This window comes from Streptomyces sp. NPDC002206 (genome assembly GCF_053593595.1).
In genome coordinates, this window is record NZ_JBSFCW010000010.1 from 166,068 (window position 1) to 186,641 (window position 20,574).

17 protein-coding genes and 1 pseudogene are annotated in these 20,574 nt (G+C 68.7%); 10 read left to right on the plus strand and 8 right to left on the minus strand.

The window, feature by feature from the left end; translation table 11 throughout:
* Positions 1 to 231: 231 nt before the first annotated feature.
* Positions 232 to 321: pseudogene (locus ACWCP8_RS20620) on the plus strand (AraC family transcriptional regulator); the annotation flags it as partial.
* A 165-nt stretch (positions 322 to 486) separates the two neighbouring features.
* On the opposite strand, the gene ACWCP8_RS20625 reads toward ACWCP8_RS20620, so the two are convergent.
* Positions 487 to 963 carry a DUF2871 domain-containing protein gene (locus ACWCP8_RS20625; protein WP_451117329.1) on the minus strand — a complete coding sequence of 159 codons (477 nt, stop codon included), beginning with the start codon at positions 961 to 963 and terminating at the stop codon, positions 487 to 489.
* A 251-nt stretch (positions 964 to 1,214) separates the two neighbouring features.
* Between ACWCP8_RS20625 and ACWCP8_RS20630 the strand changes: the two genes are divergently transcribed.
* Positions 1,215 to 1,643 carry a hypothetical protein gene (locus ACWCP8_RS20630; RefSeq protein WP_451117331.1) on the plus strand — a complete coding sequence of 143 codons (429 nt, stop codon included), beginning with the start codon at positions 1,215 to 1,217 and terminating at the stop codon, positions 1,641 to 1,643.
* On the opposite strand, the gene ACWCP8_RS20635 is transcribed toward ACWCP8_RS20630, so the two are convergent.
* Entirely contained in the window at positions 1,620 to 2,000 is a 381-nt protein-coding gene (locus ACWCP8_RS20635; protein WP_352272409.1) for a tetratricopeptide repeat protein, read from the minus strand. The genes ACWCP8_RS20630 and ACWCP8_RS20635 overlap by 24 nt on opposite strands.
* A 271-nt stretch (positions 2,001 to 2,271) precedes the next feature.
* Here ACWCP8_RS20635 and ACWCP8_RS20640 point away from each other — a divergent pair, with 271 nt between their 5' ends.
* Positions 2,272 to 3,039: a calcium-binding protein gene (locus ACWCP8_RS20640; RefSeq protein ID WP_352272411.1), complete on the plus strand. Its 768-nt coding sequence runs from the start codon at positions 2,272 to 2,274 to the stop codon at positions 3,037 to 3,039.
* Between the two features lie 144 nt (positions 3,040 to 3,183).
* Here the strand turns inward: ACWCP8_RS20640 and ACWCP8_RS20645 are convergent, their stop codons facing one another.
* Positions 3,184 to 3,726: an MOSC domain-containing protein gene (locus ACWCP8_RS20645; protein ID WP_352272424.1), complete on the minus strand. Its 543-nt coding sequence runs from the start codon at positions 3,724 to 3,726 to the stop codon at positions 3,184 to 3,186.
* A 196-nt stretch (positions 3,727 to 3,922) separates the two neighbouring features.
* On the opposite strand from ACWCP8_RS20645, the gene ACWCP8_RS20650 reads away from it, so the two are divergent.
* The 3 genes from ACWCP8_RS20650 to ACWCP8_RS20660 are packed head-to-tail and all read left to right on the plus strand — an operon-like array spanning position 3,923 to position 7,111.
* Positions 3,923 to 4,813: an alkaline phosphatase family protein gene (locus ACWCP8_RS20650; RefSeq protein WP_451117333.1), complete on the plus strand. Its 891-nt coding sequence runs from the start codon at positions 3,923 to 3,925 to the stop codon at positions 4,811 to 4,813.
* A 1-nt stretch (position 4,814) separates the two neighbouring features.
* A complete protein-coding gene (locus ACWCP8_RS20655) occupies positions 4,815 to 6,095 on the plus strand; it encodes an MFS transporter (RefSeq protein ID WP_352272415.1) in 1,281 nt (426 codons plus the stop codon).
* On the plus strand, positions 6,092 to 7,111 hold the full coding sequence (locus ACWCP8_RS20660) for a TolB family protein (protein ID WP_352272417.1): 1,020 nt from the start codon (positions 6,092 to 6,094) through the stop codon (positions 7,109 to 7,111). Before ACWCP8_RS20655 ends, ACWCP8_RS20660 begins: the two co-directional genes overlap by 4 nt.
* Before the next feature lie 522 nt (positions 7,112 to 7,633).
* Here ACWCP8_RS20660 and ACWCP8_RS20665 read toward each other — a convergent pair.
* A complete protein-coding gene (locus tag ACWCP8_RS20665) occupies positions 7,634 to 8,269 on the minus strand; it encodes a hypothetical protein (RefSeq protein ID WP_451117336.1) in 636 nt (211 codons plus the stop codon).
* A gap of 825 nt (positions 8,270 to 9,094) precedes the next feature.
* Between ACWCP8_RS20665 and ACWCP8_RS20670 the strand changes: the two genes are divergently transcribed.
* On the plus strand, positions 9,095 to 9,739 hold the full coding sequence (locus ACWCP8_RS20670; protein ID WP_451117338.1) for a hypothetical protein: 645 nt from the start codon (positions 9,095 to 9,097) through the stop codon (positions 9,737 to 9,739).
* 514 nt (positions 9,740 to 10,253) lie between these two features.
* Here ACWCP8_RS20670 and ACWCP8_RS20675 read toward each other — a convergent pair.
* Together ACWCP8_RS20675 and ACWCP8_RS20680 are read right to left on the minus strand one after the other, a co-directional pair.
* Entirely contained in the window at positions 10,254 to 10,721 is a 468-nt protein-coding gene (locus ACWCP8_RS20675) for a transglycosylase SLT domain-containing protein (RefSeq protein ID WP_451117340.1), read from the minus strand.
* A 761-nt stretch (positions 10,722 to 11,482) separates the two neighbouring features.
* Entirely contained in the window at positions 11,483 to 12,703 is a 1,221-nt protein-coding gene (locus ACWCP8_RS20680) for a cysteine desulfurase-like protein (protein ID WP_352269601.1), read from the minus strand.
* 378 nt (positions 12,704 to 13,081) lie between these two features.
* Here ACWCP8_RS20680 and ACWCP8_RS20685 point away from each other — a divergent pair, with 378 nt between their 5' ends.
* Both ACWCP8_RS20685 and ACWCP8_RS20690 read left to right on the plus strand, forming a co-directional pair.
* Positions 13,082 to 14,740 (plus strand): FAD-dependent oxidoreductase, encoded by a 1,659-nt coding sequence (locus tag ACWCP8_RS20685; protein WP_352269600.1) that lies wholly within the window; start codon positions 13,082 to 13,084, stop codon positions 14,738 to 14,740.
* Positions 14,737 to 16,170, plus strand: coding sequence for an ATP-binding protein (locus ACWCP8_RS20690; RefSeq protein WP_352269599.1), 1,434 nt, complete (start codon positions 14,737 to 14,739; stop codon positions 16,168 to 16,170). The genes ACWCP8_RS20685 and ACWCP8_RS20690 overlap by 4 nt, the downstream gene beginning before the upstream one ends.
* A 654-nt stretch (positions 16,171 to 16,824) precedes the next feature.
* On the opposite strand, the gene ACWCP8_RS20695 is transcribed toward ACWCP8_RS20690, so the two are convergent.
* Positions 16,825 to 18,774 (minus strand): discoidin domain-containing protein, encoded by a 1,950-nt coding sequence (locus tag ACWCP8_RS20695; protein ID WP_451117343.1) that lies wholly within the window; start codon positions 18,772 to 18,774, stop codon positions 16,825 to 16,827.
* 248 nt (positions 18,775 to 19,022) lie between these two features.
* Between ACWCP8_RS20695 and ACWCP8_RS20700 the strand changes: the two genes are divergently transcribed.
* Complete coding sequence (locus ACWCP8_RS20700; RefSeq protein WP_352269596.1) at positions 19,023 to 20,039, plus strand: LacI family DNA-binding transcriptional regulator; 1,017 nt, start codon at positions 19,023 to 19,025, stop codon at positions 20,037 to 20,039.
* An 82-nt stretch (positions 20,040 to 20,121) separates the two neighbouring features.
* On the opposite strand, the gene ACWCP8_RS20705 is transcribed toward ACWCP8_RS20700, so the two are convergent.
* The gene (locus tag ACWCP8_RS20705) at positions 20,122 to 20,382 is read right to left on the minus strand and encodes a hypothetical protein (RefSeq protein ID WP_326601634.1); all 261 of its coding nucleotides are present in this window, start codon (positions 20,380 to 20,382) and stop codon (positions 20,122 to 20,124) included.
* Positions 20,383 to 20,574 lie beyond the last annotated feature (192 nt).

The window sequence follows — 20,574 nt, forward strand, 5'->3', positions numbered from 1 at the left end:
TTCGGAAGACGCCGTCCCTCAACCCGCCATCACTCCTTCGTCTGACGCATCGATGTGCTTCGCCCTCGTATCGTCGTCACGGTGAAGAAGGACGGCAGGGAAGACCAGCGGATCATGGCCGCGTGGGCTGCGGACTGCGCCGAGCGTGTACTACCGGCACGCGCGAACGCCTCCCCCGAGGTGTAGCCGTAACGCACCGCGACCTCCAGCAGCGTCCGCTCGTCGGCCAGCGACGACAGCCGCGCCGAGGGAACCCAACTCGACTACTACCACGGCGTGGTGACCCGCGCCGCCGTGCCCGAGAGCATGGACGCACTCACTGCGGGATATGCCCGAGCGGCACGGGCCCTGTCGGACCGCGTACACGATGCTCGGTTGCGCCGGCGGCCCGAGCGTGGAAGAGGTGGAACTCAGCAACGCCTCGACGTCATCGGACCGACGCCTGCTCTGCAGAACCAATCGACAACTGCTCTCGACTGTCGCCTACTACAACGCGTTGCCCTTCTCCAGGTCGGCCGGCTGGCCATGCCCTGGAGCAGTCTCTGAGTCGTTGCGCCTATTGGTGACGCGCTTGCCGAGCAGGGTGAACAGGAGGATCAGACCGACGGTGAGGACCGTGTGGCCCAGGCCTGCGATCCAAGAGACCGCTTCGGGGACGGGGTGGCCGAGGACGGTTTGCGTGCCACGGAAGATCATGGAGCCCACGGTGATGGCAATGCCTGCGTTGTAGAAGGCGAAGAAGTAGGTGAAGTGCCGACTGCCGGACAGGGTGAACAGCTTGTCGAGCGCGAGGACGATGAGGAAGGCCAGCATGCCGAGGGCCAGTAAATGGGCGTGGACTACCGACAGTTGGGTCTCCCCGTCGAACCCGTTGTGTTTGGTGAGTTCTCGGTAGTAGAGCCCGGAAACGACGCCCAGGATCATGTAGACATGGGCCGCGTGCAACGATGCCCGGATGGTCATGGCTCCCCCTCGAAAGTGTTCGCTTGTACGGGGCTGAAGATATCCGTTGAGGGCGATTTTGTGGAGATGAGCGATGCCGAGCATTGCGCGGTGAACGCCGTCACCTCGTCGCTGATGGGGATCCGCGAAATGGGTCTGCCCGCGACTCCCTGAAGGTCGCGGCCCGACCCACCCGAGACGCGGCTGAACCAGGCGAGTTCCCGGAGCGGCTGACGGCCTCCCCGCCCGAACTGGCTCTGGGCGCCCTGCTGGTGGAGCACCAGAACGCGGTCGAACTGGCAGAGATCGAGCTGAACTCCCTGGGAGAGCTCTACCGCACAGGCGCCACCCATCGCGCCTCGGCCGAGGCGATCGAACTCATGCGGGGCTCAGCGGCCATCCGGCAACGCTTCACCCAGCTGCAGCTCGGCGCGCGCAGCGAGGTGCGCTGCTTGGTTCAGAGCCCGTTGCTGACGGTCGGCATCGCCGAGAACGACGTCGAAGTGGTCGCCGCTGCCCGTGGTGTGTCCTACCGAGTGGTGTGGGAGCGGCGGATGCTTGACGAAGATCTGGAGATGCTGGTGGCAATGGCGCGGCCTGGCCACCCGCTACAACACACGCGTTGCCCAGGGTCTGACCGCCCGGGGAGGGCGGACGACCGGCAGCCGGGAGCAGCCTCAAGCAACGAGGCGAGGGGATGAATTGCGGGGGTGCCTGAGGGCCAGCAGGTCCCGTGCGGTCATCGTGTCCGCGACCCTCATATGCGGCGCGGCCTCGGAGCAGCGGTGCTGGCGCTCCAGGACGCGGGCGAGAGCGAGGTGGGCAGAGGGGTGGGCGGGCTCGGCGCGCAGGACTTGGCGCAGCTCCGCCTCGGCCAGGGAAAGCTGCGCCGTGTAGTAGTACGAACGGGCGAGGAGCATCCGGAGGTCCAGGTTGCGAGGCGCCGCGGCAACCAGGTCCTTGAGAACCCGGGAAGCCGCGCGGTGACGCTGGGATTCGAAGAGACGGCTCGCGTATTGCCGCCGCTCGTTCCAGCTCACTCCCTGTGTACCGACCATCACGTTCTCCGTTCTCTGCACGAGCATTAGTTCTGCGATGCAGGCACCTGGCGCCCAAGGGGTTCCGGGGCACGAGGGGCCGATGGACTCTGCTGGTTGTTCAAACTTGATTGAAGTTTGAATCATTCCCGCCCGGGTTTCGCCGTCGGAGAGGAGGCCGGGATGCCGTCTGCCGTCTGCCGTCTGCCGTCTGCCGTCGTACAACCAACCACGGGTGTCAGTGGTCTTTCTCGCGCCCGGACAAGATCCGGCTCATCGTTTTCGGAGAAATATGCGTATTCGTTCCACCGCGGCCGCCGCCGTCGGCGCTCTGGCGCTGCTCTCGTTCCTGACGCCGGCCGCGCACGCCGACACCCAGAAGGGCGACACAGTCTTCACGTCGCTGTCCTTCAGCAAGCAGACCGTCAACGCCGGAGTCAGCGCGGCGCAGACGCTGACCGTGACTGCCGCCGCCAAGGACGGGTCCGGGATCAAGGACATCTACGGTTCCAAGCTGGTCAGCCCTGACAGCCGGATCATCCACGCAGGCTCCGCCGACTGCACCCGGCCCACGTCCACCACCAGGAAGTGCGTCTTCAAGTTCACCCTGGACGCCGACCGAACCGACTACTACGACCTCAAGAACAGCTCGGCCGGCACCTGGCACTTCACTGCCGAGGCCGCCGCCAATGACGGCGACTTCTACGACCTCGAGGACAGCGCGCCGGTCAAGGTGAAGCGTTACGCCAAGCTCTCCGACACCCAGGCCTCCCCCGAGCCGGTCGCCAAGGGCGGCACGCTCACCGTGACGGGGACGCTCACCCGGGCCAACTGGGACACCAACGCCTACGCCGGGTACAGCGGCCAGGCCGTGGCCCTTCAGTACAAGAAGTCCGGCTCCTCCACCTACACCACGGTCAAGAAGGTGACCACCGACAGCAGCGGCAAGCTCAGGACGACGGTCACCGCGAATTCCGCTGGTACCTGGCGCTGGACGTTCGCCGGCACGGGCACGACGAGCACCGCAACTGCTTACGGAGACGGTGTCGCCCTGAAGTAGGCCATTCCCGCCCGGGCCCTGTCCCTGGAACACCCGCGGGACAGGGCCCGCAGGCACGCAGCCGGCAGAGCAACGGTCCCGGTCGAGGCCGACAAGCAGCGCTGCGCAAGAGGGCCTCAGCGCCGGGTATCTTCCGGAAATGCCCTAGACGCGCTCCAGCGGACGATGCGGGCCGGCGGGAAGTTCGACGTCGATTGCGTCGCCGGGGTGGACCTCGCCGCCCTGCCGGACCACGCTCATGATCCCGGACTTGAAGGAAAAGTCCCCGGTCTCCGCGTCGAGTTCGAAGACCTCCCTCAGAAGGCCCTTCTGGAAGGCCTCGATCTGCGAGCACGGATTGCGCAGGCCGGTAACCTCCACGATCGCCTCGGCACCGATGTGCAGTAGTGCGCCGGTGGGCAGGCCGAGCAGGTCGATCCCGCGCGTGGAGATGTTTTCGCCGAGCTCGCCCGCAGCGACGGTGAAGCCCTTCGTGGCGAGCTCGTCGAAGAGTTCCTCGTGTATGAGGTGCACCTGTCGCAGGTTGGGCTGATGCGGCTCGTGCTCCATGCGGAAGCGATGCTTGATGGTCTCGCCCGCGTGGACGTCGCCCTCGACACCGAGGCCGGTGAGCAGCCTGATGCTCAGACGGTTCGGCTTGCTGAAGGAGTACGTCCCATTGCTGCTCACAGCCGTGACCCGCGCCATGGTGGTCGTTCTCCTCACCTGTGCCTCCTCGTACCCGGTGAGCGTAGCGGGCCGCAGTCACCGGCGGGCAAACGGTGCGCAGGAGATCGTTCACCCGATCTTCATGCCTCTTGTGCGGTGAGGTAGGCCGGATGCATCTTGGCGTGAGCATGCTCTGTCTGCACCGCCCCCGTCACTCCCCCACCGGAGGTTCCCAGTGCCCGGCAGATCCGTGTTCCGCCGCAGTCGCACCGCCCTCACCTGCGCCCTGACCCTCACCGCTGCCGCCGTCGTCGGCCTGTGGACCGGCATCGACGGCACCTCGTCGGCCCAGGCCGCAGCCGGCGTACCGACCCCCGACCACGTGATCGTCGTGGTCTTCGAGAACCACGGCTACAGCCAGGTCATCGGCTCCTCCAGCGCCCCGTACATCAACTCGCTGAAGAACGGTGGCGCCAACCTGAGCGCCTCGTACGCCGAGACGCACCCCAGCCAGCCCAACTACTTCGCCATGTTCTCCGGCTCCACCCAGGGCATCACGGACGACAGCTGCTACACCCCCGGCTTCTCCAGCAAGCCCAACCTCGCATCAGAGCTGATCGCCGCGGGCAAGAGCTGGGCGAGCTACAACGAGACACTTCCCAGCCAGGGTTCGACCACGTGCAGCAGCGGCGCCTACGCCCGCAAGCACAACCCCTGGTTCGGCTTCAGCAACGTCCCCACCTCATCCGCATACACCTTCCAGCAGTTCCCCACCGACTACACGAAACTGCCGCAGGTCTCCTTCGTTGTCCCGAACCTGTGCAGCGACATGCACGACTGCTCGGTGGCGACCGGTGACACCTGGCTGAAGAACAACCTCGGCGCCTACGCAACCTGGGCGAAGACCCACAACAGCCTCCTCGTCGTCACCTTCGACGAGGACAACCGGCTCAGCGGCAACCGCATCCCCACGGTCCTCTACGGCCAGCAGGTGACCCCGAGCTCCACGTCCTCCACCACGTACAACCACTACGACCTGCTGCGCACGCTCGAGGACATGCACGGCCTCGGCCACGCGGGCAACGCGGCGTCCGCCAAGGACATCACCGGGGTCTGGGTGTCCTGACATGTACGTAGCGGACAGCCGCGCCACCCGCGCGGGGTCCGCCGAGCGCGCCGCCGGGCCGGGTACTCCCCCGGCCCTGCGGCGCGTGGCGGTCGCCCCCACGGTGCTGGCGCTCGGCACGGTCAGTCTGATCACCGACGTGTCATCGGAGATGGTGACGGCGGTCCTGCCGCTCTACCTGGTGGCGGGGCTCGGCCTCAGCCCGCTCGGCTTCGGGCTCCTGGACGGCGTCTACAACGGCTTCTCGGCCCTGGTGCGGCTGGTCGGCGGCCACTTCGCGGACCGGGGCGGCGGGCGCCACAAGCCCGTCGCGATCATCGGCTACGGCCTCTCGGCGCTGTGCAAACCCCTCCTCCTCATCGCCCACACGCTCACGCCCATAGGCCTCGTCCTCGCGGCCGACCGCACCGGCAAGGGACTGCGCACCGCGCCGCGCGACGCGCTGATCTCCTTGTCATCGCCCCCGGAGGCCCGCGGCCGTGCCTTCGGTGTCCACCGCGCGATGGACACCGCGGGCGCCCTGCTCGGCCCGCTCGTCGCATTCCTGATCCTGCGCGCCACGGTCGACGGCTATGACGCGGTGTTCACGGTGAGCTTCTGCGTCGCGGTGGTCGGCGTGCTGGTGCTGGTCCTGTTCGTGCCGGGCGGGGCCACCGCACGCCGTACCGACCAGGCGGCCCAGCGGCCCCGCCCAACGCTCCGAGCCGCCCTGGCCCTCCTACAGCGGCGCGGCATCCGGCGCATCTGTATCTGCGCCCTGCTGCTCGGCCTTGCCACCGTCAGCGATTCGTTCGTCTACCTGCTGCTCCAGCGCCGCCTCGGCGCGCCCGACCGCTGGTTCGCGCTGCTGCCTATCGGGACCGCCGCCGCCTTCCTGCTGCTCGCCCTGCCACTGGGGCGGCTCGCGGACCGGGTGGGCCCCTGGCGGGTGTTCCTCGCCGGCCACGTGGCGCTGCTCGCCGCGTACGGACTGCTGCTCTCGTCCTGGCACGGCACGGCGCTCCCGTACGTCGTGCTCATCCTGCACGGTTCGTTCTACGCGGCCACGGACGGCATTCTGATGGCGGCGGCATCGGAGAGCGTGCCCGACGAGCTGCGTTCGTCGGGGCTCGCGCTGGTGCAGACCGGGCAGGCCGTCGCCCGATTCGTCTGCTCGCTGGCCTTCGGCGCCGCGTGGACGGCGTGGGGCGACCGTTCGGCGCTGCTGGCGGCCGCGGTGGCGCTCGCCGTGTGCGCCGTTTTCTCGTTCCGTCTTGGCCCGACCGCGAAGGTTCCCGTATGACGAACGCCCGTGCCAAGCTGCTCGTCCTCGTCTGCGCGGTCGCCGTGCTCGCGGCGGTCGCCACGGCTTCCGTGCTGCACGCCGCCACGCGCTCCGAACGGCGTGACGTGGCTCGGCCGGGCGGCCCGACGGTCGCCACGGGCCGGGTCACGCTCACCGACAAGCGGCGGATCGTGTTCCGGAACATGGCATGGGGGCCGCACCGCGACGAACTGACGACGGTCCCGGCGGCGTCGCCCATGGGTGCCCGAACGGCATCGGGCGTCAAGTGCCTGCGTTTCTACGCGGCGTCGGGCACCGGACTCTGCCTCCAGGCCGTGCACGGGGCGATGCAGGACAGCTACCGGGCCACGATCCTCGACACGCACCTCAGGGAACGGGCGCACTACACGATCCCCGGCATTCCCTCCCGCGCCCGGGTCTCCCCCAGCGGGCGGCTGGCGGCCTGGACGGTCTTCGTAGGCGGCGACAGCTACGCCGGCACGAACTTCTCCACCCGCGCAGCAATCCTCGACACCCGCACCGGCAAGCTCACCCCGAGCCTGGAGGGCTTCGCAATACGCAAGAACGGCCACCGCTACCGGGCCGCGGACGTCAACTTCTGGGGCGTCACCTTCGCGGCCGACGACCGGCACTTCTACGCGACGCTCGCCACCAAGGGCAGGACGTATCTGGTGCGGGGCGACCTGCGCACCCGCACGCTCACCATGCTCCGGGCGAACGTGGAGTGCCCCTCCCTCTCCCCCGACGGCACCCGCATCGCCTACAAGAGCCGCGACAAGGGCCTGCCCGCCGACGCCCCGTGGCGACTGCACGTCCTGGACCTGCGCACGCTCAGGGACCACACCCTGGCCGAAACCCGCAGCGTGGACGACCAGGCGGTCTGGCAGGACGACGCCACGCTCACGTACGCACTCCCGGGCGACTACGGCGCGGACCTCTACACGGTGGCGGCCGACGGCGGCGGCGCCCCGCACCGCGTGCTGACGGCGGCGGTGTCGCCGACGTACCCGTGAACGAATGAAGGTCGGCTGACGGACCCAGCCTGTGCCGGAAAAGAACCGTGTCCGGCGGATCGCACCGGGCGGGCCACCACGCAGGAACCCGGACAGCCTCGCTACGAAAGAGTGGTTCACATCTCCGCCGGTACCTCCGGTGCACCCCTGGGCGCACCTCTCCGGACATCGGTTCGGACCCCCTTTCGGGGTAGTCCGCAGGCCCGCATCGCAAGGAGCTCGGGGAGCTTCAGGCAGATCACGGGCGAACTTCCTGAGCCCAACCGGCCAGGCGATCGTGCGCCCACGGGCACAGGCCGCGGGGTCAGGTCGGCAGGGCTGCAGCCGACCGGGTCCGGCTGCCGCGACACGCGGGGAACTCGATGAACACCTATCATCGCGTAGAGGGTGTATGGGACGCATCGCACGGTTCGTGGATGCGCCGTCTGGAGCGGTGCATCCACCGCGGAGTCTGCCCCCTGCGCCGGAAACCCCGGCCCGATTCCGACGGGCCGGAGTTTCCGTGTTGGGCGGGTGGAGCTGTTACCACTTGTTGCCGTAGTGGTCCCTGACCACTCGGAAGCTGCCCACGACGCCGTTGCGAACCTTCACGCCCCCGCGGACCTTGCGGGTGAAGACGCCGTTGCTGGTGCTCCAGGGGCCGACAGTGGCGACCGGGGAACCGTTGTCGCAGGTCGCCCCGCGGAAGAGCTCTACGGACCTGTGGCTGTCGTTGCGGACGTTGAAGCTCCGCGAGCCCAGGCCGCTGACCACGGTGATGCAGCCGTCCGGCTGGGCGGAGTACGACCGCTCGTTGATGTAGATCCGGCCTTCGTACTTGTAGCCGTGGCCACCACCGTAGCCACCGCCACCACCGTAGCCACCGCCACCCCCGTAGCCGCCTCCTTCATTACCCTTCCCGCCTCCTTCAAGGCCCTTCCCGCCCGCGATTCCGCCCGCGTTTCCGCCCGCGTTTCCGCCCGCGTTTCCGCCCGCGTTTCCGCCATCGCCACCGAGCGGAGCCGCCGCAGGAGCATCCTGCTGGACGGCCGGCGCGGCCTGCTGGACGGACGGGGCGGCCTGGGGGGAACCAGCGGCCGAGGCATAGGTGATACCGGTAGTTGCGAGGACCGCGGCGCCCACTGCGGCGGCGGTCACGGCGACGGTACGCGTCGTCATGTCATTCTCCCTTGTCTCTGAGGGTCGGCCGGGCAACCGGCCTGAAATAAAAGTACTTATGGGACCTTTACCTGTCATGTCGGATATATCGAACGTGTGACCCCAGGGGGCCGACCGGCCGCATCGGGCAGAGCTGACGTGTCGTCAAAATGCTTATAAATATGCCTATATGACATACGGCTAGGCCTTCTGGGTGATTCGTGACGGCCGCTCACCCTCTCGGCCCCTGAACGACCGTCATGGGCACCCACCGCCGCGGCGACCGAACGCATGCCTTTCGCGCACCAAAACGGCGTCAGCGCGCCCCGCCGGCACCACGGTCCACCCCGCCGGCGGGGCGCCAGGCCGACCTGACGGCGCGGCTTCGACCGGGCCATCGGTGAAGCGTCCGGCGGATCCATCGCACGTGAGGGGGCGCTTCACTTCGACAACGCGTGTCGCTTACATCCCCTATGCACCGATGTGCTAGAAAACTCCAGTAATCCGGTGCCCCACGCCGGACCCGCGGGACGGCCCTGACATCACACCGATGACGTCAGGGCCGTCACCATCCGGCGACGCCCGCCGCCACGGCGGCATGGCTCACAGAACGGCGCACGCCTGTGGGTGCCGGGCGGGCCCGGTCTCCGCTTACGGGGAGCGTCGAAGCCGTCAACCGTCCCCGGGAGCTGGGCCATGCGCCTTCGAGCGGAGCGTCCGACCTGCGGGTAGTGGAAATCCGTTCGACAGCCTGGCCGGGACGGGGCAAGATCCGCACTCGTGACGACGCCGAAGCATCTCCTGGTCCGGACCGCCGCCCGCAACAATGCCGAGTGGTGTGCGGCAATGAGTCGATCGCACGACCTGGCGAGCGAGTTCAGGACACAGGCCTGGGCCGCCCCGACCCGTACGCCGCCGTACTACCCCGACGCGGTGACGCTGGTGCCGGGCGCCGACCCGGCCGCACTGACAGCCCGGATCGACACCACCGTGCCCGGCGCCTCCATCAAGGACAGTTTCGCTGACCTCGACCTGACGAAGGCCGGCTTCCAGGTACTGTTCGAGGCGCAGTGGATCCACCGCCCGGCGGGTGCGCCCACCATCCCCTCGGGGCTTGACTGGGACGTGGTGGGCGACCCGCACATGCTGCGCGCCTGGGCGCTCGCCTGGGACGACGGGGACGGCAACGCGGGTCTCTTCCGGACCGAACTGCTCGACGACCCGGCCACATTCGTGCTCGCCGGGCAGTCCCCTGGCGGCCGGGTGATCGCCGGAGCGATCGCGAGCCGCAGCGACCAGGTGGTCGGAATCTCCAATGTCTTCGCACTGGACGGAGGCACTGAAGCAGCCTGGCCACTCGTACTGGATGCGGTGCACAGGCTGTTCCCCACCCTGCCTGTGGTCGGCTACGAGCACGGCGATGACCTGGCGGCCGCGGTCCGCCACGGCTTCGAGCCGGTCGGTCCCCTGCGGATCTGGCTGCACGGCTGACGGCTGTCCCGCAATCCCTGGAGTAACGGCGCGCGGCTTCGGATGCGGTGCATCGCAAGGCGGAGGGGCGTCCTCGTATGGCGCGCATTCGGGTGTTCCGACAACGCAGCGAGGTGCCGTAGCCGTCGTTGCGCGCCCGCCAGGGACGTGGGCGTCGGCATTTGCCTCTGATTGCCGCCATGCCTATGGGGCACGCTTCCGCCATCAACAGCCTGCGGCTCAATGCATCCGCGTCAGTTCCGTGTGCGGACCGCTGTGGACGCTGTCTCGCCGGAAGCCGTGCGGGGCCGGGGGCCCTGACCGCGGCCGCAGTGCGCGGGTGCGTCTGTGCGTCACGGAGTCAGGGGGTGCCGTGGGCGACTGTCGGAACGTCGTCGGCGGGCCGGTCTCGAACTCCGCGTCTGCGGTGGTCCGTGAGGTGTGCCTGCTTGGTGGGCTGACCGGCCGGGACCGGCTGCGTCATGTGGGGACCGGTGCGTTGGGTGGGATCCGGTCGTATGGCCGCGCCGAGTGGTCAGTAGGCGGAGTTGACGTTGTCGATGGAGCCGTAGCGGTGGGCGGCGTAGTTGCAGGCGGCGGTGATGTTGGCGACGGGGTCGTAGATGTTCGTCGAGGTGCCGCTGACGTGGTACGTGTTGAAGGTGGGGTCGATGACCTGGAGCAGGCCCTTGGACGGGATGCCCTTGGTGGCGTTGGAGTCCCAGTTGTTGATGGCGTTGGGGTTGCCGGAGGACTCGCGCATCAGGTTGCGGTAGATGCCGTCATAGCTGCCGGGGATGCCCTTGGCGTGCATGATCTCCAGTGACTGGTTGATCCAGTTGTGGACGCTGCCGCCGGACTGGGCGGGAGTGGCGGCCGAGGCGGCCGGAGCGCCGGCGACGGTGCTGGCCACGATCGCGGCACCGGCGGTGACCATGCCCAGCGAGATCTTCTTGGTCTTGGTCAGGCGGGCGAACTTCTTGGGCATCGCGGTGAGCTGCATTCGGTAATTCCTTTTCCGTCGCCGGGTGATTCCCAGAATTGTTAGGGAGGGGGAAACCCGGGTCAACGCCCCCTTTTTACTACCGGTATTCGTACCGGGTATGAGAATTGGCCGGTGAAGTGCCTTCGGAGCCCGGGAGCAAGGCCCGGTGTGTCCACTATCCGGTTTCGGAGTGGCGCCCGTCACGTGGCTCACCCCACACGACAAATGCCGTAAATCAGCACAAGAGTGACGCGGATCATGTGGCCTGTGTCATATCAGGGGCGCTTCATTCGCTCGCCGTAATGCTGGATAAACATTCCGTATCGGCGGTGGGAGGGGTGGGTTATTCGCGCGAACCGGCGGGAAATCCAGGCCTCTGGCCGTGCGCGACCGATCCGGTGGCGGCACACCACGCGGACGGTGCAGCGGGACTGATTCGGCGTCGCGCGGTCGTGCGCATGGGCGGGCCGGAGGCGGCAGGGAAACCGAACGGGAGGGGACGGGCCCGCAGCGGTGCGCCGCCGGGCTCGGGGGTCAATGGCCCCCTGAGCCCGTACGCGGTCACACGACTGATCGGCATCTCCCACGGCGCGCCCAACCGGTGGGGCTTTGTTGCGTCCCTGGGCAGGCGGTGGTTCTGGTGGTTCCTGCTGGTGTCACCGCTGGGCACAGTCGCGAGGCCGCCCGCATGGCCGCGGGCGAGGCCGGCGGCAGACCCGGCCGGATCTGCCGGTGGCGGCGCTCAGCCGTTGGTCGGGTGGACCGGGTGCGCCACCCGGTCAGCCAGTGACGGGCGGGGTGCCGAGGAAGCCGGACATGGCATCCAGCAACCGATCGACGTCCTCGTCGCTGCTGTAGGGGGCCAGGCCGATCCGCAGCCCGCCCTCGTCGCCCAGTCCGAGCCGGCGGGATGCCTCCAGCGCGTAGAAGGACCCGGCCGGAGCATCGATGCCGTGCTCTGCCAGGTACTGCGAGGCGGCGGTCGCGCTGTGGTCCACCAGGGTGAGCAGCAGGGTCGGGGTGCGCCGGGTGGCCCGGGAGTGCACGGTGACGCCGCCTAGGGCGGCCAGCCCCTGTTCGATGCGGGCCCGCAGGGCGTCCTCGTGGGCCTCGATCGCCTCGAAGGCGGCGATCAGCCGTTCCCGGCGGGTGCCGTGGGCCCCTGGGGCGAGACCGGCGAGGAAGTCCACCGCCGCGCGGGCCCCGGCCAGCAGCTCGTACGGCAGAGTGCCCAGTTCGAAGCGCTCGGGAACCGCGTCGGTGGAGGGCAGCAGCTTGTCCGGCCGCAGCGTCTCCAGCATTTCGGGACGGCCTGCCAGCACACCCAGGTGCGGGCCGAGGAATTTGTACGGCGAGCAGACCAGGAAGTCCGCGCCGAGGGCAGGCAGGTCGACGGTGGCGTGCGAGGCGTAATGCACAGCGTCCACGTGCAGCAGGGAACCGGCCCGGTGCACCAGGTCGGCGACGGCGGGGATGTCGGGGCGGGCGCCAATGAGGTTCGACGCTGCCGTGACGGCCACGAGACGGGTCTGTCCGGAGAGCACCCTGGCGATGTGCTCGGTCGTCAGCTCGCCGGTGGCAGCGTCGAAGTCTGCCCATCGGACGGTGGCGCCGACGGCCTCTGCGGCCTGGATCCAGGGGCGAATGTTGGCATCGTGATCGAGTCGGCTGACGACCACCTCGTCGCCCGGGCCCCAGTTCTTGGCCAGGGTGCGGGACAGGTCGTAGATGAGCTGGGTGGAGCTGCGGCCGAACACGATGCCCCGCGGATCGGCTCCCAGCAGGTCTGCCAGCGCGCAGCGGGCGCCGGCCACGATCGCCTCCGCGTTGCGCTCGCCCTCGGTGGTACGGCCCCGGTTGGCGAGCGGGTTGGCCAGCGCATCCATGATGGCGTCGATCACGGGCTGCGGTGTCTGGGTGCCACCGGGGGCGTCGAAGCGGGCAGAGCCGGACTTCAGGGCGGGGATCTGCGCGCGGACCGCGTCGACGTCGAAGGCCATGCGTACTCCTGAGGGCGAGGGGCGGGCGGGGCCGCGGGCGGCTCCGCCCGGCAGGTGCCGGGAAACAGCGCCACCGATGCGGGAGCACTGCCCCGCAGCCGGCTGCGGTATGCGCCGCGGCCCGCCTGCGGGCTCCAGCGCGTTCGCTGGTGGTGATTCGGAATTCCACCACACGGCCGGCGCCCGACTCGGAGCGGTACCGGCTGACGTAGGACGTTCTTGCAACCTGCCGAGGTCGTTTCGGGTGGTGTGGCACCACAGGTGCCTCCGGGCAACACCGATCGGTGGAGGGCGCCGGGTCGCCGGGCCGGCCGCGGCCGGCCTGCGCCACGCTGACTGCGGCCGCCATTTCCTGGCCTTTGCGACAATGATGGAGACATGCCGAACCCGACGATCCTGACTGTCGACGACGACCCGGCAGTCTCCCGGGCGGTCGCCCGCGACATCCGGCGGCAGTACGGCGACCGCTACCGCATCCTGCGCGCACTCTCCGGCCGCGATGCCCTGGAAGCACTGCGTGAGCTCAAGCTCCGTGGCGATCCGCTCGCTCTCATGCTCGCCGACTATCGCATGCCCCAGATGAACGGCATCGAGTTCCTCGAGGCGGCCATGGACCTCTTTCCGCTCGCCCGTCGCGTGCTGCTGACCGCCTACTCGGACACGGAAGCGGCCATCGACGCCATCAACGTCGTGGACCTCGACCACTATCTCCTCAAGCCCTGGAGTCCGCCGGAACAGCACCTCTATCCGGTGATCGACACGCTGCTGGACCTGTGGCACGCCACACCCGATCCAGGAGACATGGAGACCCGCGTGGTCGGGCACCGTTGGTCCGCTCCCTCCTTCGCGGTCCGCGACTTCCTCACCCGCAATCTCGTCCCCTATCGCTGGTTGTTGTCCGACGAGCCGGAGGGGGAGCGCCTTCTGGCTGCCGCGGGGCTGTCCGCGGCCGATGTACCGCTGGTTGTCACTCCGGACGGAAAGACTCTGGTCTCCCCCACCGAGCGGGAGCTCGCCGCGCAGGTCGGACTCAGCACCGTTCCGGCCTCGGATTTCTATGACCTGGTGGTGGTCGGTGGAGGGCCGGCCGGTCTGGGAGCTGCTGTCTACGGCGCTTCGGAGGGACTGCGTACGGTGCTGGTGGAGCAGCAGGCGACCGGCGGGCAGGCCGGTCAGAGCAGCCGTATCGAGAACTACCTCGGCTTCCCCGACGGCGTCTCCGGTTCCCAGCTGACCGAGCGGGCCCGCCGTCAGGCGCTGAAGTTCGGGGCGGAGATCCTCAGCGCGCAGCAGGCTGTCGCGCTGGAGGTGGCGGGATCGGGCCGGGTGCTGCACCTGGGTCCGGAGAGCTCCATTGCCGCGCACACCGTGGTCCTCGCCACTGGGGTGTCGTACCGGCGGCTGGCCGCCGCCGGGCTGGAGGAGTTCACCGGGGCTGGTGTCTTCTACGGGTCCGCCGTCACCGAGGCGCCCAGTTGCTCGGGCGAGGACGTGTACATCGTCGGCGGTGCCAACTCCGCAGGGCAGGCGGCGGTGTATTTCTCACGCTACGCACGGTGTGTTCATGTCCTGATCCGCCAAGGTGATCTGAGCCGTTCCATGTCCAGCTATCTGATCGACCAGATCAACGGCATCTCCAACATCGACATCCACCCGTGGACCGAGGTGGTCGGCGCCGAGGGCGAGGGACACCTGCAGCAGCTGTCCCTCCGTGAGAGCCGGTCCGGCACCGTACGCACCGTTGCCGCGTCGTGGCTGTTCATTTTCATCGGGGCCGAGCCGCATACGGAGTGGCTGGCGGGGGTGGTCACCCGCGATGCGCGCGGATTCGTGGTGACCGGCCCCGACCTGGTGGCCGGAGGGGAGCGGCCGGCCGGGTGGCGGCTGCCGAGGGATCCGTACCACCTGGAGTCGAGCGTGCCCGGTGTCTTCGCTGCGGGGGATGTGCGCTCCTCCTCGGTCAAACGTGTCGCGTCGGCCGTCGGCGAGGGAGCCATGGCCGTCGCGCTGGTGCACCGCTATCTGGAGGCGCAGTGACCACCTCAGCACATCTGTCACCGGCGCAGTTGCGGACTCTGTTCCTGTTCGAGGAGCTCAGCAATGAGCAGCTCGACTGGCTGGCAGAACGCGGCCGTGCGGAGCAACTGCCTGCCGGAAGTGTGGTGTACGCGGAGGGCGAGCGGGCCACGTGCTTCTTCGTGCTGCTCAGCGGAGCGATCGCGGTCAGCCGTGTGCTGCACGGCGACGAGGTGGAGGTCACCCGCACCGACCAACGCGGTGTGTACAGCGGGGCGACTCGCGCGTACCTCGGGGACCGCGTCGAGCAGCGGTATCCCCACACCATGCGGGCTGTCACCGATGCCGAGTTCTTCGTACTGCCTGCCGATGATTTCGCGACCGCGGTAGGCACATGGTTCCCGATGGCACTTCACCTGCTGGAGGGCCTGTTCTTCGGTACGCGTGCGGCCAATGCCATCGTCAATGAGCGCGAGCGGCTGCTGGCCCTGGCGTCGCTGTCGGCAGGGCTCACGCATGAGCTGAACAATCCTGCGGCAGCCGCTGTACGGGCCACCGCGGCTCTGCGGGAGCGAGTGACCGCTATGCGCCACAAGCTCGCCATGATCGCTGACGGCCGACTGGACGGAAGTGAGCTGCATCGTCTCGTGGAGCTGCAGGACGATGCGGTTCGACAGGCCGCCGCGGCTTCCGGTCTGCCGGCGCTGGCCGCTGCAGATGCGGAGGACACCGTCGGCGACTGGCTCGAGGACCGCGGGGTCACGGAGGCCTGGGAGCTTGCACCGACTCTGGTCGCCGCGGACATCGGCGTGCCGTGGCTGACCGAGGTGGCCGACACCATCGATGAGGACAATCTCGGCTCCACGGTGAGGTGGCTGGCGTACACCATCGATGCGGAACTTCTGATGGGAGAGATCGATGACGCCGTGACCCGCATCTCGGGACTGGTCGGCGCCGCACAGCAGTACGCGCAGCTGGACCGGGCGCCGCACCAGACGGTGGATGTGCACACGTTGCTCGATGCCACGTTGACGATGCTGCGGGCGAAGATCCCGTCCGGTGTCGTGGTGGTCAAGGAGTATGACCGTGAACTACCGCCGATCCTGGCCTTCGGAGCCGAGCTCAACCAGGTGTGGACCAACCTGATCATCAACGCCGTCGACGCCATGCCTGCCGGGGGCACGCTGACGATCCGGACGTGGCGGGAGGAGGCCCACCTGCTCGTGGAGGTGGCCGACACCGGCGCAGGGATTCCGCCTGACATCAGACCCCGGATCTTCGAGCCCTTCTTCACCACCAAACCGGTCGGTGAGGGTACTGGGCTGGGGCTGGACATCACCTACCGCATCGTGGTCAACAAGCATCACGGGGACATCCGGGTCTCCTCACAGCCGGGCGACACCCGCTTTCAGGTGTGTCTGCCGATCGATCCGCAGGACGAGGTGCCCTGACGGTGCCTCAGGTTGCACCCTGCCCACTTTCGGCCGGCTGTCTGCGAAGCTCCGTCCACTGGGAGACGGAATGCCCCCCGAGCCCACGGATACAGGCCCACTTGGTCCAGACCATTGACTCGCGCTCCTGACGCCTTCTCACGTTGCCGTTGCCCGGGACCGGTGCGGTGGGGATCAAGGAACGGGGCCTGTCTGCCGAGGCCCTGCAGGCCGCGTTCGACGGCGTCGTCGCACGGCACGAAGCGCTGCGCACCCGGTTCCCGGATGTGGACGGCGGGCCGGTCGCGATAGGCGAACCGCCCGCCCCGGTGGGGATCGAGATCATCGATCTGCGCGAGGGCCACGGAGTCGGTCCCGGCGATGCGGCACGCGGGTGGCGCTGTCGCACTCACCACGATGAACAGCAGGCTGTGGGCGGTGACCGCCGACGGCAGACTCCGCACCCGGCAGCCGGTGACAGGCCCCGCCGCCTTCAGGGAGCACCCCGCGCCGGGCCTCTCAGGCGGCAGCAGGGCACTCGCGGCCTGCGCCGGCACTCTGTACGCCGCGGCCCCGGGGGCCCTCTGCGGATGTGGCGCCCTCCGGCCCCACGCCCCATCTGCCACCGGCCCGTCCGATGTCACAGACCGAGCCGGCAGCCGATGGTCCTCGTGGTCAGCGGTAGAGGCGGACGTCGGCCAGGCTCCACCAGTTGCCGGCGGTGCCGGTCGCTGTCACGCGGACGTGGCGTGCGGTGGTGGGACGCAGGTCGACGTTGGTGAGCTGGCCGGTTCCGGTACCGGTGGCCGCGGTGTGCCAGGTGGTTCCGTCGTCGCTGACGGAGACCTCCCACGCCCTGGCGTAGTCCCCGGGTTCGTCGCCGCTGTCGACCGCGACACGACGGAAGGCGGTGGGCTTGCCGAGATCGATCTCGATGTGCTGACCGGGCTCCTGAGCCTGTCCGCTGGACCAGCGGGTCGAACCGTCGGCGTCGATCGCCAGGCCGGCCGCGCCCTGACCGGCGGGCTGGGTGGTGGCGTGGGCGCCGTCCAGGGGAACCTCGTGGAGTCGGCTGGTCAGGGCCGTCGACTTCGGCCAGGTGAAGGTGGCCAGCGCGCCGCCCGGCAGGGTGTAGTCGAACGTCTGGTCGCCGACTGCGACGGCGAAGCTGCGCGGGTCGTCGCTCTCGTTATGGACGACAAGTGCGGAGGAACCGTCGGGGTTGCGGAAGGCGACATCGGTGAGCCGGCCGTTCCAGCCGGTGGTGCCGTAGTTGGTGCTGCCGATCCGTACCGCGCCGGGGCGTACAAATTTCGCCAGGTGGCCGATGGTGTAGTACTCGGCGCTGGTCGTGACGGTGCCGTCCGGCTGGACGGCGAGCAGCGCGCTGCAGGTGTCGCAACCGCCGTTGTGCGGGCCGCCGTCGGCGTCCAGCACGAGGTTCCAGTCGGCGACGGACTTGGCCCAGTTACGGGTGGTGCCGACGGTGATGGTGCGCGCGTGCCAGGTGAGCGTGGAGCGGAAGATCTGCGCGGGTGTGTCGGTGGCGCCGTGCGAGCCGGAGCACTCGGTGAACCAGATGCCCTTGTCGGGGTGCGTGTCGTGCAGGGCTGTCTGTGCGCTGGGGTCGCCCGAGTAGCAGTGGTAGGCGGTGCCCGCGATCCACTTGGCAGCCGGGCTGTCCAGCACCTCGTAGGGGTAGTCGGTCTCCGGGTCCTCGCCGAGCTTTTCGGCTGTGGCGATGTCGTCGGGGTGGGTGGTCCAGTTGTGGTCGTACGCCAGGATCTTGGTGCGCGGACTGACCTTGTGCAGCAGCGGCCCGAGGGCCTCGATGACCTTGGCCTCCTGCCGTACGGGCAGGTCGGTGCCGGGGTAGGCGCTGGGCTTGCGGTTCTGCGGCTCGTTCTGAACGGTGAGGTAGTCGACCGGCACGCCTGCGGCGGCGTATGCCTGGACGAACTTCACCAGGTAGCGGGCATACGCGTCGTACACCTTCGGATCGTCCTTGAGGTGCCCGCCGACGAGGGAGTCGTTGTCCTTCAGCCAGGCAGGCGGACTCCAGGGGGTGGCCATCACGGTGAGTTGAGGATTGAGCTTCTTCGCCTGGCGCAGCAGCGGCAGTATCTCCTGCTGGTCGTGGGCGATGCTGAAGTGCCGCAGAGCGAAGTCGGTCTGTCCGGCCGGGACGTCGTCGTAGGTGTAGTGGGTGGCTGCGGCGGTGAAGTCGGAGGAGCCGACCGGCTGGCGTACGAAGCCGACGCCGATGCCCTCCTCGGGGTCGAAGAGCTTCTGCATCGCGGAGTCCCTCGTCCGGCGGGGCAGTTGGGCGAGGACGTGTGCGGAGGAGTCGGTGAGCGCGCCGCCGAAGCCGTCCATGCGCTGAAAGCTCTGATTGGGGTCGACGGTGATGGTGGTGAGGTCGGATGGCCCGGGGTGGAAGGCCACCGGCTCCTGCTGCCGCAACTCCTGCGCGCCGTCGGCGGTGGTCAGCCACACCTGCGCCTGGGGCGCCGCCGGGTGGTGCTTCGATGACACGGGTGCGTGTGCGGTGGTCGCCGTGGCCGGCAGACAGGTCAGGCAGAGGGCGGCGGCCGTGAAGGCAGCGGCACCCAGGACACGTTTCATAAGTCGTTTCCTCGCTGGCGCGGTTGGAGCTGAGGGCGAAGGGCCGTGACGGGGCGGAGACGGCGGACACCGGCCGTGCTCCGCAGGTGGCGGGTTGCCGAAACTTGCCATGAAACAAACTGAAACATCTTGGAAACTTTTTCGACGTGCTCACAGAAAATCGCCAACTGACTTGAGCTGTCAAGCCTTTCTCAGCCCGTGAGCGCTCCCCCGCTATGCTGCGCCCATGAAACGAAATGCTGTAACAAGTGGCTGAGCCGAGGCGTGCCCGAGTCACGGTGCGTGCGATCGCGGCGGAGGCGGGCGTGTCGATCGCCACGGTGTCGCGTGTGATGAACGGGCATGACCATGTGGCCTCCGAGACGCGGGCACTGGTACACCGGGCGGTCGAGCGACTGGGCGCACCCGCCCTCGTCAGGCGCGGGGCTGCGGGAGGTGCTATCTATGTGCGCTGCCCGTATGTGCTGACCGACTATTTCGGGGTAATCGTCTCCTCGATCGCAGAGACGCTGGAACTGCACGGCAGACGCGTGGTGCTCAGTGCGGGCGACGCCGGCCGCCGGGCCGGAGTGCTGGCCGGGCTGCCGCAGGAATCCGGAATCGCGGGGGCAGTGCTGCTCCTGCCACCCGAGCCGGAAGCGGAGCTGGAAGCGCTGCGAGCGCTGAACTTCCCTTTCGTGGTGGTCGATCCCCGAAGCCCGCTGTCCAGGGACATCGCCTCGGTCTCCGCGGCCCACCTGACTGCGGCCCGCTCCGTCACCACGCATCTGGTGCAGTTGGGCCACCGGCGCATCGGCGTCATCGGTGGCCCCGGCGACTGGCTGGCCAGCCAGTCGCGCATCGCCGGCCACGCCGCGGCGCTCGCCGAGGCCGGACTGCTGCCCTCTCCCGCCCTGCTCCGCAACATCGAGCCGACGGCCGACCGAGGCTATGAAGCCGCGGGGGAACTCCTCGACCTGCCCGAACGCCCCACTGCACTGATCGCGTTCAACGACAAGACGGCGGTCGGAGCCCTGCGGGCCGCGTACGAACGAAATCTGCGGGTGCCGGACGATCTGTCGATCACCGGGTTCGACGACACCGATCTGGGCCGCAGCACCGTGCCCCGGCTGACGACGGTCCGCCAGCCGCTGGAGGAGATGGGCCGGATGGCCGTCTCACTGCTGATGCGACTGCTGGAGCGCCACACTGTGGACACTCTGCACGTGGAGCTCGCCACCCATCTCGTACTGCGTGAATCGACGGGGCCCGCGCCGCGCGCCTGACCTCTGCCACGGCCTGCTGCCGAATCACGCCGCCTCGACGAGACGAACGACGAGGCCGGGCCACGTCCTCGGGCCCGCCGGATCAGATCAGTGCGGCGCGCACGTCGGCGAGCGCCTCGTCGAGGGTGGTCGCAACGTTCTCGTGACCGCTGAAGCCGTCGTCCTCGCCCGGGTCGACGCTCCAGCCCCAACCGCTTTCGGGGTGCCCGTCGATGGTTGCCGCGTGCTTGCCCTTGGTGATGGTGATGGAGAGGTTTCCGCCGGGGAAGGTCTCCACCTCGACGTGTGCCGTATCGCCGAACGCGTGAAGGATGGCGTCGCGGGCTTCCTGCTCGGTGGTCATGGGCTGCTCCTGAGGGACGGTGACGACGACGGTGCGGCCGTCCGAGGGTGTGGGTGAAGGTGCCGACGGGCGCGGAGAGGCCGAAGCGTATCGAGCCGGTGACCGCTCGGCGGGTGCAAGAGCAACTCGATCACATCCCACACGTTGCCACTGGCTTCGCAGGGCCTCTCCCCGCGCCATTTCCAGTACCCC